Raw genomic sequence first — 16,753 nt, 5'->3', positions numbered from 1 at the left:
CCTCCATATTTTTTAAGCGCCTGCTGCCAAGTAAGACGGTGGAGATTCGTCGAACCCAGTCAGCGGTTACCTTTGTCATTTTAACTTATTCCATAAATTTTGTAAAGTTTTGTTTTTGCAGCTTTTGTTTTGCCGCTTCCATGTCTTTGCCGAGTTGCTCTGTGATTTCCCTGACTCCGCTGAATTTCTTTTCAGCGCGCAGTCTGGCCTGAATATCTATAAATAAGTCCTTCCGATATAAATCTCCGTGAAAATCAAAAAAATGGATTTCAATGATCTTCTCCTGGCCGGTTTTAAAGGTCGGTACAATCCCGATATTCATCATCCCGCCGTAGATCCTACCGTCAATTTCTGCAGTAACGGCATACACACCATTTTTCGGGATTAGCAAGTCCTCATGCGTCTCTATGTTGGCTGTCGGAAATCCAATATCTCTGCCCCGCCCGTCACCGTGAACCACCGTTCCGATAATCGTAGGTGCGCGTCCCATCATCGACTTGGCTAGATCGATATCCCCGTTCAGAAGTGCACGTCTGATTTCGGTCGAAGAAATCACTCTGTCGTCAAGCATCTGGGCTTGGACAACACTTACCCCAAAATTGTAAGCTTCACCAAACTTTTCGAGGTCGCCAGGTTTTCCTTTGCCATGACAGCCGAAGGAGTAGTTGAAACCAACGGTAACATGAACGACCCCGATTTTCAGCAGAATATTTTCAACGAATTCCTGCGGTGTTGTCTCGGCAAATTCCAGAGAGAAAGGCAATAAGAACACTTTGTCTACGCCAAATTTCTCAAATAGCATAATTTTCTCATCCTTGCCAGTAATCAATTCCAGTTTTCTATCTGGATGAAGTACCTTCAGCGGATGGGGATCAAAAAGTAAAACTGAAAACAATGTCTTCAGTGAACGTGCTTTCTCCAAGCCGTCCTTCAACAGCTCCTGGTGTCCTAGGTGTATACCGTCAAAATTCCCCAGAGCAAGCACAGTCGGCTCAAATTTTTGTCCCGGAATCAAAGTGCAAACTTCCAAAAACCTTTACCCCCTAGTACCTTGTTAACCTTTGCTAACCCATGACCTTATTGGGGCATAAACATCCGTTTTCCCAATTCCCTACGCCAATAAAACGTCCCTCACAAAATACCTGAACAGGAAGCTGTTCCCCGTACACTTCAGCATTAACAAGATCCCCTCCGGTAGAAAGCCCGTTTCGGAAAGCGGCAAGCCGATAGGCCGGTATACTTGCCTTTGGCAGTGTGAGTCCCCATTCCGGAGCCAGGAGCATGTGTTCATCGCCGTCGGCAAGCGCCTGGTCAATCTCTTCCAGTGTGTAGGTGGAATCCAGCGTAAACTTGCCTGCGCTTAATCTAAGCAAAAAGGACATATGTGCACCGCAACCCAGGGCAGCGCCAATATCGTGACATAAAGTGCGTATATACGTTCCTTTGGAGCATTCCACATCGAATAGAACTCTTGGAAACTTCTCTTCATGCCATTCCACCAGATCCAGCCGCTTGATCTCAACCTGTCTTTTTTCTCTTGCAACATCGATCCCCTGGCGGGCATATTCGTACAGACGCCTGCCATTTTTTCTGACAGCGGAATACATCGGTGGTTCTTGTTCAATGACACCAAGAAAATTCTCCAGTGTATTTACAAATTGCTCTCGTGATACTATAGGCACAATCCTCGATAGTTCCTGTCCGAAAGTATCCTGCGTATCTGTCGTGATTCCGAGTGTAATCTCAGCTCTATAACTTTTTCCCTGGTCGCTATGGTATTCTGCCAGCCGCGTTGCCTTGCCAAGGCAAATCGGAAGCACCCCGGTAGCTCCGGGATCCAGCGTCCCAATATGGCCTGCCTTGCCGGCTTTTGTTTTTCGAAGCAGCCACCTAACAACGTCTGTGGAGGTCATGCCAACAGGTTTTAAAACATTAATGATCCCGTCCAACGTTCAGGGCCTCCTCAAGTGCGGATACAATCATTTGCCTGGCTTGACCCATTGTTCCATTAATAGAACAGCCTGATGCCCGCCGGTGTCCGCCTCCGCCGAACCGGCTCGCAACTTGATTTACATCAAGCCAGGTATTGGATCGGAAACTGACTTTGATTTCATCCGGGGCAATTTCTTTTAACAGCGCAGCAGCTTCCACCTTTTCAATATTGCGTGCATAGTTCACCAAGCCTTCACTCAAGCTCTCATCTGCACCTGTTTCTTCAAAGTCTTCTCTGGTCAGAACAATGACAGCCATCGTTCCCTGCTGATGAAGTTCCAGGTTCGTCAGTGCTTTTTGCAGCAGTCTGGTCTGAGCCAAGCTTTTCTGTTCAAACAGTATATTGTTGATCTGAACAAGATCAAGGCCTGTTTTGAGCAATTCCGCAGCAATCCTGAAACTTTCGACTGTGGTATTGCTGTAGCTGAATCTGCCTGTATCCGTGATGATCGCAGTATAGAGATTCTCTGCAATTTCTTTGGTCATGGAAACTCCCATTTCACCCAGCAGGTGAAAAATCATTTCACCTGTGGCGGCTGCGCCGGCGTCAATCCAATTAACCGTACCAAAACCGTTATTGGAAATATGATGATCGATATTAATCACCGTTTTCCCCTGAAGAAACTCCGGGCAAAGACCACTGTACGCCCTTTCCGCTTCAGCGCAGTCAATAAAAATAAGGGTTTCTGGAAACTCTTCCGGAGGCAGAACAGAACATATCTTGTCCACACCCGGAAGAAACTTCAAATTCACCGGCAGAAACCCAGGATTATAATAACATATTTTTTTGTTCAGACCTTCTAAGGCAATCCCCAAAGCAAGCATTGAACCAATGCAGTCCCCATCCGGGGATATATGCGTAAGCAGTGCAGCCTCGGAGATTGTATCCAATTTTTTAGCCAGTTCTGAGATCACCTTATTCGTCGTCTTGTCCATCGCTGGATTCACCTTTCGCGCCAACCTCACGAAGCAGCTTGGAAATATGGGCGCCATGTTCGATAGACTGATCATACTTGAAAGTGATCTCGGGAAAATAGCGCAGGCTGATGATTTTACCCAGTTCGCTGCGCAGATATCCGGATGCTTTATTTAAAACATCTAAACTGCTTTTCATTTCTTCTTCTGTTCCCAATACGCTGACGAATATTTTGGCATGCCTTAAATCGTCAGCTACCTCCACATCCGTGACGGTCACGAATCCAAGCCGCGGGTCTTTGATATCCTCCCGGATCATTTGTGCCACTTCTGCTTTGATCGATTCTGCCAGGCGAAAAGCCCTGTGTTTAGCCATTCAGAAAACCTCCAATGCTGGTCTAGAGCTCTCTTTTAACTTCCTCCATCGTAAAGGCTTCCAAGATATCTCCTTCTTTAAGATCATTGAAGTTCTTTAAGCCAATCCCGCATTCGTATCCTTCCGCAACTTCCTTGGCATCATCCTTGAAACGTCTCAGAGATTCCAGGTCTCCCTCGTGAACGACAACTCCATCTCTGATTACCCTGATCTTATCCGACCGATGAATCTTGCCGTCAGTTATATAGCTTCCAGCGACAGTTCCAGCCTTTGGCACCTTGAAAATCTGACGGACTTCCGCTTTACCCTGTATGACTTCCTTGAAGGTCGGTTCGAGCAGGCCCTCCATCGCTGCCTTAATGTCATCAATCGCATCATAGATGACTCTGTACATCCTGATGTCCACACCCTGGAGTTCTGCTGTCGATTTTGTGTTGGAATCATGTCTGACATTAAAGCCAATAATGATCGCATTGGAAGCAGCAGCGAGCATCACGTCGGATTCACTGATCGCACCGACTCCGCCGTGAATGATGTTTACGCGTACTTCTGAGGTCGTCAGCTTGTCCAGAGACTGCTTAATAGCTTCGACAGAGCCCTGAACGTCAGCTTTAATAATGATATTCAAATCTTTGACTTCGCCTTCTTTGATCTTATCGAAAAGATCATCAAGGCTAATCCTAGATTTTTGTTTGACTTCTTCCGCTTTTTTCTCATCCATTCTGGCTTCGGTAACGCTGCGGGCGAGTTTCTCATCGTTAACAACGTTGAAGATTTCTCCCGCCGGCGGAACTTCAGACAATCCCTGAACCTCCACAGGCATGGAAGGTCCCGCTTTTTTTACTCTGCGGCCTTTGTCGTCAACCATCCCCCTGATTCGGCCAAAGGAATGCCCGGCAACAATAATGTCACCGATATTCAGCGTACCTTTGGATACCAGGACAGTTGCTACAGGCCCCTTGCCTTTATCGAGCTTCGCTTCAATAACGGTTCCGGTTGCCTTCCGGTTCGGATTAGCTTTCAGATCTTTCATCTCTGCAACAAGCAGGACCATTTCCAGCAGAGTGTCAATGTTGAGTCTAGCTTTGGCTGAGACCGGTACCGTGATCGTATCCCCGCCCCATTCTTCAACAACTAAGCCGTACTCGGTCAGTTCCTGTTTGACACGGTCCGGATTGGCATTTTCTTTATCAATTTTATTGATAGCAACAATGATGGGGACATTGGCCGCTTTGGCATGGTTGATCGCTTCCACAGTCTGGGGCATGACACCATCATCCGCAGCAACAACCAGTATGGCAATATCTGTGACCTGGGCCCCTCTCGCTCTCATGGCTGTAAAAGCCTCGTGACCAGGAGTATCCAGGAAAGTAATTTTTTGATTTTTAATTTCTACCTGATAAGCACCGATATGCTGCGTAATCCCACCAGCTTCAGATTCGGTGACATTGGCGGAACGAATCGCATCGAGCAAAGATGTTTTTCCATGGTCGACGTGGCCCATGACCGTGACAACCGGAGGACGGAATTTGAGCGTGGACGCATCATCTTCTACTTCCTCAATGACTGCCATGGATTTTTCGGCTCTAACCTCAAGCGTCATGCCCATTTCAGTAGCGACAATCGTTGCTGTATCAGCATCAATTTCCTGATTGATGGTCGCCATAACACCAAGCTTCATTAATTCCTTGATGACTTCACCGGCTTTGCGGCTCATTCTGAGCGCCAGTTCCTGAACTGACAAGGACTCAGGAATAATAATATGCTTGGGAACCACTTCTTTAACCATCTTATTGGGTTGGTTCCGATTTGGTTGATTCCGGTCATTTTTTCTTAAGATGGAAGAAAAATCTTTTTCATCATTGCGCCGTTTATCAAATAAAAACTCTTTATTCTCATGGGCTTTCTTTTTCTCCGGTGGCTGGCGTTTTACCGGCTGCTCGGCGACAGTAAGCTCAACGGATTTTCCTTCAATCTTGATCCTCTGAGTTTGAGGGGCTTTTTTATCTGCTCCCGGACGCTGTCCCTGGGAAGGTCTTCTTCCTGTGTCGGAGAACGGACGTCCGCCGCCCTGCGGTCTCCGGTCATCACCTGCAGGACGCTGTGATGGACGGAAATCACCCTGCGGTCTCGGCGCATACGGCCGGTCACCGCTCATCGGCGGTCTTTGACCCTGCGGTCTGAATTCTCCTGGTGGTCTTTGACCCTGCGGTCTCATCTCGCCTGGCGGTCTTTGGCCCTGCGGTCTGAATTCACCTGGCGGTCTTTGGCCCTGCGGTCTGAATTCACCTGGCGGTCTTTGGCCCTGCGGTCTGAATTCACCCGGCGGTCTTTGGCCCTGCGGTCTCATCTCACCCGGCGGTCTTTGACCCTGCGGTCTGAATTCACCTGGCGGTCTTTGGCCCTGCGGTCTCATCTCACCTGGCGGTCTTTGACCCTGCGGTCTCATCTCACCTGGCGGTCTTTGGCCCTGCGGTCTCATCTCGCCTGGCGGTCTTTGGCCCTGCGGTCTCATCTCGCCTGGCGGTCTTTGGCCCTGCGGTCTCATCTCGCCTGGCGGTCTTTGGCCCTGCGGTCTCATCTCGCCTGGCGGTCTTTGGCCCTGCGGTCTCATCTCGCCTGGCGGTCTTTGGCCCTGCGGTCTCATCTCGCCTGGCGGTCTTTGGCCCTGCGGTCTCATCTCGCCTGGCGGTCTTTGGCCCTGCGGTCTCATCTCACCTGGCGGTCTTTGGCCCTGCGGTCTCATCTCGCCTGGCGGTCTTTGACCCTGCGGTCTCATCTCACCTGACGGTCTTTGATCCTGACTTTTTTTGTGACCTTCTGCATCTCTGAAGCTTTCCGGGGGAATATCTTCTTCGGTCCTTTTTCTGGCAGGGACTTTTTCCTCAGCCCCGGCAGCCTTAACCGGCTTGCTTACTTCTTTTTGCTGTGATTCGCCTGTCTTGGTCAGCGCTTTTTTAACTTTTTCAACTTCCTCCGTGGATACCGCACTTAAGTGGTTTTTCACTGGTACCCCAATATCATTAAACTTTTCCATTAAAGCCTTGCTGGATATATTCAATTCTTTAGCCAGTTCGTGAACTCGAATATTGGTCACATTGTCACCCCCCAAAAACGAAAATAGAAATATAACCTTTCAACTCCTTATCTCTTACTGGGGACATTAAAACATTTAAACCCGCTCATTTTCAGGTGTGTCCCCCAACCTGATGATTGCTTTGGCGAAACCGTCATCCATAATCAGTATAAGTGCTCTTGGTGATAATCCGACAGCCGTCCCGAGTTCTTGTTTCGTGCTGCAGATCATAACCGGAATATGAAGATCATCGGCCCATTGCGTGTACTTGGTGATAGAGCCCGGTGAATCTTCTGCAATAATCAATAACGAGCCCTTTTGTTTTTTTAAGAATGCTTCAACCTGTGATTCTCCGGAAGAAATTTTCCCGGCTCTCCTTGCCATTCCAAGCAATGATAATATTTTTGGTGTCAAGAAGAATTCATCTGCCTTTCAATTTCGGCCAGCATCTCTTTGGTCGGTTTGATGCCAAAAGTTTTTTCAAAACGGTTTTGTTTCAGAGCTTTTATCAGACAATCTGGACACTGGCAAAGGTAAGCTCCACGCCCATTTTTCTTGGAAGAAGGATCAAATTCCAATACTCCCTCAGATGTTTTCACGATTCTCAATAATTCTTTTTTTGGTTTCATTTCCTGGCAGCCAAGACACATGCGCAGAGGGATTTTTCGTACCTTCATTTTCTCACCTTTCAGGAATTACTTTTGGTCACTGAAGCCTATTTTTTCTTGCTTGAAGATTTGGCCTTTTTCTTGGGTTTCTCTGCTTCCTGCTGTTCATCTACTTGGGAAGCTTCATTAGCAGGTGATTCTAATTCTGAATATGACACATCAGCATCACTGTTTTCATTTCGGGCATTTTCATCGCCGTCATATTCTGCAGATTCATCGTATTCATCGTAGTATTGGCTATCCTCGTCCTCCTGATAACTCCCGTCACCATATTCATCGTATCCTTCTTCTGTGTAGTCCTGATAGCCTTCATCATATTCCTGATATTCTTCTTCAGATTCTTCATACTCGCCTTCTACATAATCGCCGTAGGGTTCGTCTTCATAATCTGTATATTCTCCTTCTTCATAGGGTTCATACGCCTGTTCATAGTACTCACTCTCATATTCTTCATCCTGATAGCTGTCTTCCGGGATCAAATTCTGAGCGAGCGCCTGCGTTTCGTTCTTAATATCGATTTTCCAGCCGGTCAGCTTTGCAGCCAGTCTGGCGTTCTGTCCTTCTTTCCCGATAGCGAGGGATAATTGATAGTCCGGCACGACCACCAACGTTACCTTGTCTTCATACCGCGGATAAACACCCAGGACTCTGGCCGGGGAAAGCGCATTGGAGACAAAATCAATCGGATCAGCCGACCAGTTGATGATGTCCATTTTTTCGCCTTTCAGTTCATTCACAATATTCTGTACCCTGCTGCCCTTTGGTCCAACACACGCTCCAACCGGATCAACGTTTTTGTCTTTCGAGTAAACGGCAATTTTAGAGCGTGCACCTGCTTCCCTTGCAACTGCTTTGATTTCTACAATTCCATCGTGAATCTCCGGAACTTCCAGCTCAAACAATCGTTTGATCAGTCCTGGATGGGTGCGGGAAAGTAAAATTTGGGGGCCTTTGGTCGTTTTCTTCACTTCAACAACATAGGCCTTGATTCTTTCAAAAGGCTGGTAGTTTACTCCGGGATTCTGCTCTGAGGCAGGCAGTACGGCCTCCACCTTGCCAAGATCCACAATGACGTTACGCTGTTCATAGCGTTGGACAATACCGGTGACAATATCTCCCTCGCGATTAATATATTCATCGTATATTAATCCACGTTCAGCCTCACGTATTCTTTGGACAACAACCTGCTTAGCAGTCTGCGCTGCGATGCGGCCAAAGTCACGCGGGGTGACTTCAAATTCAACAATATCTTCAGTTGAATAGTTCGGGTCCATTTTTTTAGCTTCTTCTAATGATATTTGGGTGCGAGGATCATCCGCAATTTCCACAACGTTTTTGCGGGCATATACTTTAATTTCTCCATTCAAGCGGTCTATATGGATCCTTACATTCTGTAAAGAGGAAAAGTTCTTTTTATATGCCGATATCAGAGCAGCTTCAATCGCTTCAAACAATATCTCTGTCGAAATACCTTTTTCTTTTTCTAATTCGTGAATTGCCTCAATGAACTCCATGTTCATCTGTCTGAATCCCTCCTCAAAATCATTTTAAAAATCAAAAGTAAGATGGGCCTTTTCAATTAGCGACAAAGGAATGGCAATCTTCCGCCCCTCATATTCTAGGATAACCTGGTCATCAGCCAGTCCTTTTAAATTTCCGGTAAAGCGGCTGTATCCCTCAAACACTTCTGTCGTATTAATACTGACAAGCTTTCCTGTATATTTAATATAATCTTCTCTCTTTTTAAGCGGTCTCTCAATTCCGGGAGAAGAGACTTCCAGCATATAGGCCTGAGGAATCGGGTTTTCTTTATCCAGAACCTCATTAATTTGATGGCTTACCTCGGCACAGTCGTCAATCTCTACTCCGCCTTCCTTATCAATATATAATCGCAGATACCAGTAAGCACCTTCCTTAACATACTCGACATCGACGAATTCCAGTCCCAGCTCCATTACGAGTGGCTCTGCCAAACTTCTAACTTTGTTTAGAATAGAATTGCTCATCGTGTACTCCTTTTAGAGTTAAGCATTTTTTATTTTTTCATCATACCAAATGAAAGAGTGGGTAATCCCCACTCTGAACCAAAAATCTGCTTAGAATAAAATTCCTGCTTTTACTATATCATATACTGTTTCCGTCTGCAATATTCCTAATGTCCAGTTTAAAACAAACTCAGCTGATTTTTATCGGGCAGCCCTTCCAGACACCCGTGCTGCTGAAGCGTTTCAATGACGGTTTTGCTGATCTTTCCGTTGGATCGGGCCTGGATATCTTCGACAGATTTGATCGTTCCATGTTCCCTGAGTTTGACCAAACTCGCCGCAGCCGTTTCACCGACTCCCTGCAGGGATGACAGTGGCGGCAGGAGCCCATCAGGTGTTACCTGAAAACGTACCGCATCTGATTCCCACAGATTAACCTTGCGCAGCTTAATCTTCCGGCAGTACATTTCCACCACAATCTCAAGGATCGTCTGCAGGTTCTTGTCCTTAGCCGTTGCATTGTTGCCTTTGGCGGCAATTTCTTTGATAGCCTCCCGGCACTTTTTCACACCGCTGCAGATCAGTTCCGCATCAAACTCATCTGCCCTGACGGTAAAAAATGTGGCATAAAACGCTTCAGGATAATTGATCTTAAACCAAGCGATCCTGAAAGCCATTGTCACATAAGCTACAGCATGGGCCTTCGGAAACATATAGCTGATCTTCTGACAAGAGTCAATATACCAATCCGGAACATTTTGTTTTTTCATAGCCTCAATATCTTCATCTTTGAGTCCTTTACCCTTGCGGACCGACTCCATAATTTTAAAGGCATGGCTGGAATTAAGTCCCATCTGAATCAAATAGATCATAATGTCATCACGGCAGGCAATAATGTTGGAGATGTCAGCTGTACCGTTTAAGACAAGGTCCTGGGCATTGCCAACCCAGACATTCGTACCATGGGAAAGTCCGGATATTCTGACCAAATGGGAAAAGCTTGAAGGTTTGGTGTCTTCCAGCATCTGTCTTACAAATTTTGTACCAAATTCCGGGATACCGAGTGTTCCGGTCGTGGACCCGATTTCCTCCGCAGTCACGTCAAGCGCATCCGTACTCGAAAAAAGTGAGAGGGTTTGCGTGTCATCGAGTCGGATTTTCTTGGCATCAAGCCCTGTCAGGTCCTCCAGCATTTTAATCGACGTCGGATCGTCATGACCGAGCAGGTCCAGTTTGGTTAAACGCCCGGAGATGGAATGGTAGTCGAAGTGGGTCGTAATAATATCTGAGGAGGTGTCGTTAGCTGGCCTTTGCAGCGGGGTAAAATCAAAGACATCGCATTCTTTCGGGATAACCATTAATCCTCCCGGGTGCTGTCCTGTTGTTCTTTTTACGCCCGTACAGCCGTTAACCAGCCGGTTCAGTTCTGTCTGGTTATATTTGACCTTTCTTTCTTCAAGGTAATTTTTCACAAAACCATAGGCAGTTTTTTCAGCAATCGTGGAGATCGTTCCGGCCCGAAAAACATTTTCCTTGCCAAATATCTCCTCGGTGTATTTCATAGCTCTGGGCTGATATTCTCCCGAGAAATTTAGATCGATATCAGGAACCTTGTCTCCTTTAAAGCCCAGGAAGGTTTCAAACGGGATGTCATGTCCGTCTTTGACCAGTTCCCTGCCGCACTGCGGACATATTTTATCCGGCAGATCCACACCTGCTCCGGCGATTCCGTCCGTCACAAACTCTGAATAAAGACACTCCGGGTTAGCACAACGATAGTGTGGCGGAAGCGGATTGACCTCCGTGATGCCGGTAAAAGTTGCGACGAGTGATGAACCGACGGAACCCCTTGATCCGACCAGATAACCATCCTCGTTCGATCTTTTTACGAGCAGATGCGCAATCAGGTACAACACAGCAAAACCGTTGCCGATAATGGAATCCAGTTCCTTATTTAAGGTTTTCTGAACCATTTCCGGCAAAGGATTGCCGTACAGCTCATACGCTCTGGTCATCGTCATATCCCGGATTTTATCGGCAGCGCCTTCAATCTTCGGTTCAAAAAAGTCGTCCGGGAACGGTTTGATTTCAGCGACCTGTTCAGCAATCATTCTCGGTGTTGCAACTACCGCCCGATAGGCATCCTCTTCATCAAGATAAGCAAATTCCTTGAGCATTTCATCCGTTGACCTGAAATACAGCGGAGCCTGCTCATCGGCATCGGCAAAGCCTTTCCCGGCCATCAAAATTCTTCGGTAAACTTCATCTTCCTTATCAAGAAAATGGACGTCACAGGTAGCCGCGACAGGAATACCAAGTTCCTTGCTAAGAGAGACAATGCGCCGATTAATATCGATCAATTCTTGTTCACTGGAAACCTCACCGTTTTTCAGCATAAACTGATTGTTCCCCAGCGGCTGGATTTCCAGATAATCGTAATACAAAGCAATTTTTTTGATTTCTGCCGCATCTTTTTTTTGCAAGATTGCCCGCATCAGTTCTCCTGATTCGCAGGCCGAACCAAGGATCAAACCTTCCCTGTGGGCATCAAGCAGTGAACGTGGAATGCGGGGACGTCTGTAAAAATACTCCATATGGGAAGCGGTAACAAGTTTATACAGATTTTTTAAGCCGATATAATCCTTAGCCAGAATAATAATATGAAAAGAACGGCTGCGGCTCAACTCGACCGGATTAGTTCCAGCATCCTCGACCAAATAGCCTTCCATGCCATAGATGATTTTGACACCGTACTTTTTCCCGGCTTCAGCTGCATCCGGGAAAGCCTGAACGACCCCGTGGTCTGTTACAGCAATCGCGGTATGTCCCCATTCACCGGCTCGCTTCACCATGTTTTGGATCGATGAAACACCATCCATTTCCGAATGCTTGGTGTGCAGATGCAGTTCAACCCGTTTCTCTTCCGCAAGATCCGGCTTGGACGTCTTCGAAACAGTCATCATATCCCTTGGCATCAACGTCAGCTCGGTCGTATAACGATCGAACTGCACGGCCCCTTTCACTCTGAGCCAGTCACCTTTGTTGATTTCCAGAGGTTTTTTCCCTTCGTCAAAGAACAGTTTGCAGCCTATTGAGTTTGTCTTGTCTGTCAACCCGAACGACAATAATTGACGTCCGCTTTTTAATCGTCTGATTTCTGTTTCGCAGACCTCACCCTCTACAATGACCTGTTTCTCCTCGTCATGAATATCGGCTAACGGAGCCGGCGTACCCTTTATCTCTCTGCCAAGCAAAACAGCATTCTGCTCTTTCTTCTCTTTTTTCTCTTCAGACTTTTTGGACAGGATTTCCTCTACATACTTCTGCTCTTCTTTTTCCGCGTCAAAATAGATTTCTTCTTCAGCAGCAGTCTCTTCAATTTCCCAGAAAATTCTTGCCTCCATACCATATTTCTGCTGAAAGAAGCTTTCCAGACTATCCTGTTTCAACTGACAATATTCCATCGCCATCATGCTCGGAACGAAGAAGGTCAATCTGTTATTAACAACCTCGTATTTTACGGAAGCATTCAGCCAGACCTTAAGGGAAGGCACTTTCTCGTGAATATCCTGGATGATTTGCAGCCAATGTTCTTGACAAAGCATCTCTAGGGTAAAATCGGGAGACATTTTTGTTTTTATCTCAATCGTGATTCCGTTATTTTCGTTCCCACTATTTAATCTTTTCTTTAGGGATTCAGTTAAGAGGCCCAGAATCTCTTCCTGGACCGGACAGGATAAAGAAAGATGGAGTATCCACTTTCTTTGTTCAGGAACAATCTCCACCCTCTCCAGCAGTATGTAATTTAGAAAAGTATCCAGCCTCATGCTGACATCACTTGGTAGTTCCTGATAAAACGGTGTTGCTTCCAGTTTGACTGCCGCATTTAACACCAATGAATGCCTCCTCTGTATCCAAACGCAATTTCACATCACTGCATATTACTATGTAACTTACTATGTAACTTATTTGGGGTTGGTCTGTATGCCACAAATCCGCTTTCGGCCGTTGTGTCATCCATGACACAAAAGGCCGCGCTTCGCACTCCATGCTCCGCTTGACGCTGGAATTGTGGCACACAGACTGAATCTTTGGATAATCTTTGGATAATCTTTGGATAATCTTTGGATAATAAGATTATAATGTTTGCTTAAATTAAGCATGTAACTTTGAGAAGTATAACGAGTACACTGTTCTTTTCTTTTAATAAATTCTCAAGAATAATCTACATTCTGACATGCAGACTTGCTTGAATAACCCTAAGATCAGTCTGGGGGCCACAGTTCCCGCGCCTGGATGGCGAAGCACGGCCTTTTGACGGCCATGGATGGCAAGGAGCGACGCGTCAAGGAAGACGCAACGGCCGAAAAGCGGTATTGTGGCCCCCAGACCTGCCATACATAACGGTTTTTTAATACTCAATAATCAACAATTTGTGTAAGATTTTGAAAACGTGGCTCTAGACACGACAGGCTTCTTTGATAATTTCTGTTACAAGACTGCAAACGCGGTCCGCCTCAACCAGCTCAACTTGCCGGGTGCTTCTGTTGTACAGTTCAACTTTGCCTTCAGCGAGTGCTTTAGCGCCGATGGTCAGTCTTAGAGGATATCCGACGAGATCCGCATCCTTGAATTTTACGCCGGGACGTTCGTCCCTGTCATCGTATACTGTCTCGATTCCGAGGGCTTTTAATTCTTCATAAAGCCGTTCAGCAGTGGCAACGACATTTTCGTCCTTTAAGGAAACCGGGACGATAATACAATGATACGGGGCAATCGGCATCGGCCAGATAATTCCGTTCTCATCATAATTCTGCTCAATGGCGGCAGCCATTGTTCTGCTGACGCCTATCCCATAGCAGCCCATATAGCAGACCTTTTCCTTACCAGTATCGTCGAGGTAGGTTGCCTGAAGGGCCTGACTGTATTTCGTGCCAAGGTTGAAGACTTGTCCGACTTCAATCCCACGGGCTTCCTGGAGCCGTCCCTGGCATTTCGGGCAGGGTTCACCCGGCGTTACCATTCTGAGGTCTGCTATTTTGGCAGGAATAAAATCCTTTCCGCAAGCAACACCGAGCAGATGATAATCTTTTTTATTGGCTCCGCAGACTCCCTGTTTCATCTCAGCTACTTCAAGGTCTGCGGCAACATAGACATCCTTAAGTCCAACCGGTCCGATGAACCCGTGCTCGCAGTTGAAAACCTCTCGGACTTCCTCCGGGTCAGCCATTCTGAGGTTCAGGAACGGTCCGAGCATATTATTGACCTTGATTTCATTGACTTCCCGGTCTCCCCTAACCAGGACAAGTATAAAACGGTCGTCGCCTTTATACAAAAGCGTTTTTATCAGAGAAGACTTGTTGATTTTTAAGAAATCAGCCAGCTGGTCAATCGTTTTAATATTGGGGGTATGAACCTCACCTGTCCGGCCTGCCAGAATATCCTGATCAGTGTCTGGATGCGGCAGACATTCAGCTTTCTCGACATTGGCGGCATAATCGCAATCTGGACAGAATACCACCGCAGCCTCTCCGGATTCGGCCAGCACCATAAATTCATGGGTTCCGCCTGTTCCGCCAATCGCACCGGCATCTGCCTCGACAGCACGGAAAGTCAGCCCACAGCGCGTAAAAATCCGTTCATAAGCCTCATACATCTTGCGGTAGCTTTCCCTGGAACCTTCAGGATCCCTGTCAAAAGAATATAAGTCCTTCATGATAAATTCTCTGCCGCGCATCAGTCCGAAACGTGGTCTTCTTTCATCACGGTATTTATTTTGAATCTGGTACAGAAGGAGCGGCAGCTGTTTGTAGGAACGGACTTCACTTCTGACCAAGTCGGTGATGACTTCTTCATGCGTGGGTCCGAGACAGAATTCCCGGTCATGCCGGTCTTTTAATCGGAACATCTCCGGACCATAGACATCCCAGCGTCCGGTTTCTTTCCACAGCTCAGCCGGCTGGACAATCGGCAGCATGACTTCCTGCCCGCCTTTGGCATCCATCTCTTCGCGCACGATTTGCTCGATCTTTTTAATTACTCTGAGTCCCAGAGGAAGATATGTATAAATCCCGGCTGCAGCTTTGCGGATAAATCCGGCTCTCAGCATGAGCTGGTGACTGATCACTTCGGCTTCTGCAGGCACTTCCCGCAAGGTTGGATTCAATAATTGGCTAACTTTCATTGTTTATTTCTTCCTTTCAACAAGTGCTTGCTTTTAAAAAATTCTTGCTCTTCAATATTACCAGTTTCACACAGGATTAAACAACTGGAAAACCTCAGATTTATTTTTAAAGATCTATCAGAAAATGTTTAGAGTTTTTCTGATAGACTTAAATCGTCTTCGATTTTCTCCATCAAAGCCGGCACTAATTCATCTTCAGGCAGCTGCGCGATGACCTCACCCCGTGCAAAAAGCAGCCCCCTGCCTTTTCCTCCTGCAATGCCAAAATCGGCTTCCCGGGCTTCCCCAGGGCCATTGACCACACAGCCCATCACGGCTATGGATACCCTCTTGGATGGTGCCGGTAAAGCTTCAAGTCTCTGTTCTACTTCCTCAGCCAGATGAACTAAATCCACCTGAGTCCTGCCGCAGGTCGGACAACTGATTAATTCGAATCCGCCTTTCTTGAGATCCAGTACCCTCAGAATCTGTTGGGCAACCGGAATCTCTGCTGCAGGATCGCCTGTCAGTGAGACTCTGATCGTATCGCCGATGCCTTCAGCCAGAAGCGTTCCTATGCCGATCGCAGACTTTACCACCCCGGATCTGACCGTACCGGCTTCGGTTACCCCGACATGCAGCGGATAGTCCACCCGATCGGCAATCATGCGGTAAGCGTCAATCATCAACGGAACATGGGACGATTTCAGGGAGATCTTGATATTATGATAGTTTTCCTGTTCCAGGATGCCGACATGGCCCAAAGCGCTTTCGACCATCCCTTCCGCGGTCGGTCCGCCGTATTTCTCAAGGATTTCCTTTTCCAGAGATCCGGTATTGACTCCGATCCGGATCGGGATGTTTCTTTCGCGGACCGCGTTGATAACCTCTTGTACTTTCCAGCGCTCACCGATATTTCCCGGATTGATCCGGAGTCCATGAACCCCATTTGCAACAGCTTTAAGTGCAAGCCGGTAGTCAAAGTGAATATCCGCAACTACCGGGATCGGACTTAGGCTGCAGATGTCTTTCAATGCAAGCGCAGCCTGCTCATTTAGGACAGCCATCCGGATAATCTCACAGCCAATGCCAGCCAAGTGCCTGATCTGACTGAGCGTGGTCTGCACATCCCGGGTATCCGTATTGGTCATCGACTGAATCACGACCGGATGATTTCCGCCAATCGCCACCGATCCGATTTTCACTTCTCGCGTAATCCTACGTTTCAATCGATAAACCCTCCTATTTTGACGTAGTTTATCTTGGGCTAGTCTGTGGGCCACAATACCGCTTCTCGGCCGTTGTGTCCTCCGTGGCACAAAAAGCCGCGCTCCGCATCGTGCTCCGCTGACAGCGGAACTGTGGCCCCCAGACTAATCTTAAGTTTAATTTGCAAGCTAGATCAAGGAGCCAGAAAGTATCTCTATGAAGAAGAAGCCTGCCAAGCTCCTTCAAGCGCTCTGATATCATCGATTGGATGCATTCAGATGATGATTGACCTAGCTAACGTCATTCGTTTGCATAGCGTTGGGAACTTAAAGGCTAAAGAATAATCCGTGCTTAAATCAAATCAGATAA

12 protein-coding genes are annotated in these 16,753 nt (G+C 47.0%); all 12 read right to left on the bottom strand.

The window, feature by feature from the left end; all coding sequences use genetic code 11:
• Positions 1 to 85 precede the first annotated feature (85 nt).
• Positions 86 to 1,030, bottom strand: a complete 945-nt coding sequence (locus tag A7D23_RS00680; RefSeq protein ID WP_025205416.1) for a bifunctional riboflavin kinase/FAD synthetase — start codon at positions 1,028 to 1,030, stop codon at positions 86 to 88.
• 34 nt (positions 1,031 to 1,064) lie between these two features.
• On the bottom strand, positions 1,065 to 1,949 hold the full coding sequence (truB, locus tag A7D23_RS00675) for a tRNA pseudouridine(55) synthase TruB (protein WP_025205415.1): 885 nt from the start codon (positions 1,947 to 1,949) through the stop codon (positions 1,065 to 1,067).
• Positions 1,933 to 2,928, bottom strand: coding sequence for a bifunctional oligoribonuclease/PAP phosphatase NrnA (locus tag A7D23_RS00670; RefSeq protein WP_025205413.1), 996 nt, complete (start codon positions 2,926 to 2,928; stop codon positions 1,933 to 1,935). The genes truB and A7D23_RS00670 overlap by 17 nt, the downstream gene beginning before the upstream one ends.
• Positions 2,909 to 3,283 carry a 30S ribosome-binding factor RbfA gene (gene rbfA, locus A7D23_RS00665; protein ID WP_015044118.1) on the bottom strand — a complete coding sequence of 125 codons (375 nt, stop codon included), beginning with the start codon at positions 3,281 to 3,283 and terminating at the stop codon, positions 2,909 to 2,911. The genes A7D23_RS00670 and rbfA overlap by 20 nt, the downstream gene beginning before the upstream one ends.
• 22 nt (positions 3,284 to 3,305) lie before the next feature.
• Positions 3,306 to 6,380, bottom strand: a complete 3,075-nt coding sequence (gene infB / locus A7D23_RS00660; RefSeq protein WP_083221834.1) for a translation initiation factor IF-2 — start codon at positions 6,378 to 6,380, stop codon at positions 3,306 to 3,308.
• A gap of 75 nt (positions 6,381 to 6,455) precedes the next feature.
• Complete coding sequence (locus A7D23_RS00655) at positions 6,456 to 6,773, bottom strand: L7Ae/L30e/S12e/Gadd45 family protein (RefSeq protein WP_015044122.1); 318 nt, start codon at positions 6,771 to 6,773, stop codon at positions 6,456 to 6,458.
• A complete protein-coding gene (locus tag A7D23_RS00650) occupies positions 6,770 to 7,036 on the bottom strand; it encodes a YlxR family protein (RefSeq protein ID WP_025205412.1) in 267 nt (88 codons plus the stop codon). Before A7D23_RS00650 ends, A7D23_RS00655 begins: the two co-directional genes overlap by 4 nt.
• A gap of 38 nt (positions 7,037 to 7,074) precedes the next feature.
• Positions 7,075 to 8,547, bottom strand: coding sequence for a transcription termination factor NusA (gene nusA, locus A7D23_RS00645; protein ID WP_025205411.1), 1,473 nt, complete (start codon positions 8,545 to 8,547; stop codon positions 7,075 to 7,077).
• A gap of 27 nt (positions 8,548 to 8,574) precedes the next feature.
• Entirely contained in the window at positions 8,575 to 9,033 is a 459-nt protein-coding gene (rimP, locus tag A7D23_RS00640; RefSeq protein ID WP_025205410.1) for a ribosome maturation factor RimP, read from the bottom strand.
• A gap of 158 nt (positions 9,034 to 9,191) precedes the next feature.
• Entirely contained in the window at positions 9,192 to 12,905 is a 3,714-nt protein-coding gene (locus A7D23_RS00635) for a PolC-type DNA polymerase III (RefSeq protein ID WP_025205409.1), read from the bottom strand.
• A gap of 566 nt (positions 12,906 to 13,471) precedes the next feature.
• Positions 13,472 to 15,196, bottom strand: a complete 1,725-nt coding sequence (locus A7D23_RS00630; protein WP_025205407.1) for a proline--tRNA ligase — start codon at positions 15,194 to 15,196, stop codon at positions 13,472 to 13,474.
• 128 nt (positions 15,197 to 15,324) lie between these two features.
• Complete coding sequence (ispG, locus tag A7D23_RS00625; RefSeq protein WP_068882890.1) at positions 15,325 to 16,404, bottom strand: flavodoxin-dependent (E)-4-hydroxy-3-methylbut-2-enyl-diphosphate synthase; 1,080 nt, start codon at positions 16,402 to 16,404, stop codon at positions 15,325 to 15,327.
• Between the last annotated feature and the right edge of the window lie 349 nt (positions 16,405 to 16,753).

The organism is Dehalobacter sp. TeCB1 (assembly GCF_001707455.1).
Classification (GTDB): Bacteria; Bacillota; Desulfitobacteriia; order Desulfitobacteriales; family Syntrophobotulaceae; genus Dehalobacter; species Dehalobacter restrictus.
The sequence above is the reverse complement of the archived record's forward strand: the minus strand, read 5'-3'. Positions and strand labels throughout refer to the sequence as shown.

What these genes read in the sequence shown, in the direction of transcription:
- rimP (WP_025205410.1), bottom strand. Translation starts at nt 9,033, where the DNA reads ATGAGCAATTCTATTCTAAACAAAGTTAGAAGTTTGGCAGAGCCACTC.
- nusA (WP_025205411.1), bottom strand. Translation starts at nt 8,547, where the DNA reads ATGAACATGGAGTTCATTGAGGCAATTCACGAATTAGAAAAAGAAAAA.
- rbfA (WP_015044118.1), bottom strand. Translation starts at nt 3,283, where the DNA reads ATGGCTAAACACAGGGCTTTTCGCCTGGCAGAATCGATCAAAGCAGAA.
- A7D23_RS00630 (WP_025205407.1), bottom strand. Translation starts at nt 15,196, where the DNA reads ATGAAAGTTAGCCAATTATTGAATCCAACCTTGCGGGAAGTGCCTGCA.
- A7D23_RS00650 (WP_025205412.1), bottom strand. Translation starts at nt 7,036, where the DNA reads ATGAAGGTACGAAAAATCCCTCTGCGCATGTGTCTTGGCTGCCAGGAA.
- A7D23_RS00670 (WP_025205413.1), bottom strand. Translation starts at nt 2,928, where the DNA reads ATGGACAAGACGACGAATAAGGTGATCTCAGAACTGGCTAAAAAATTG.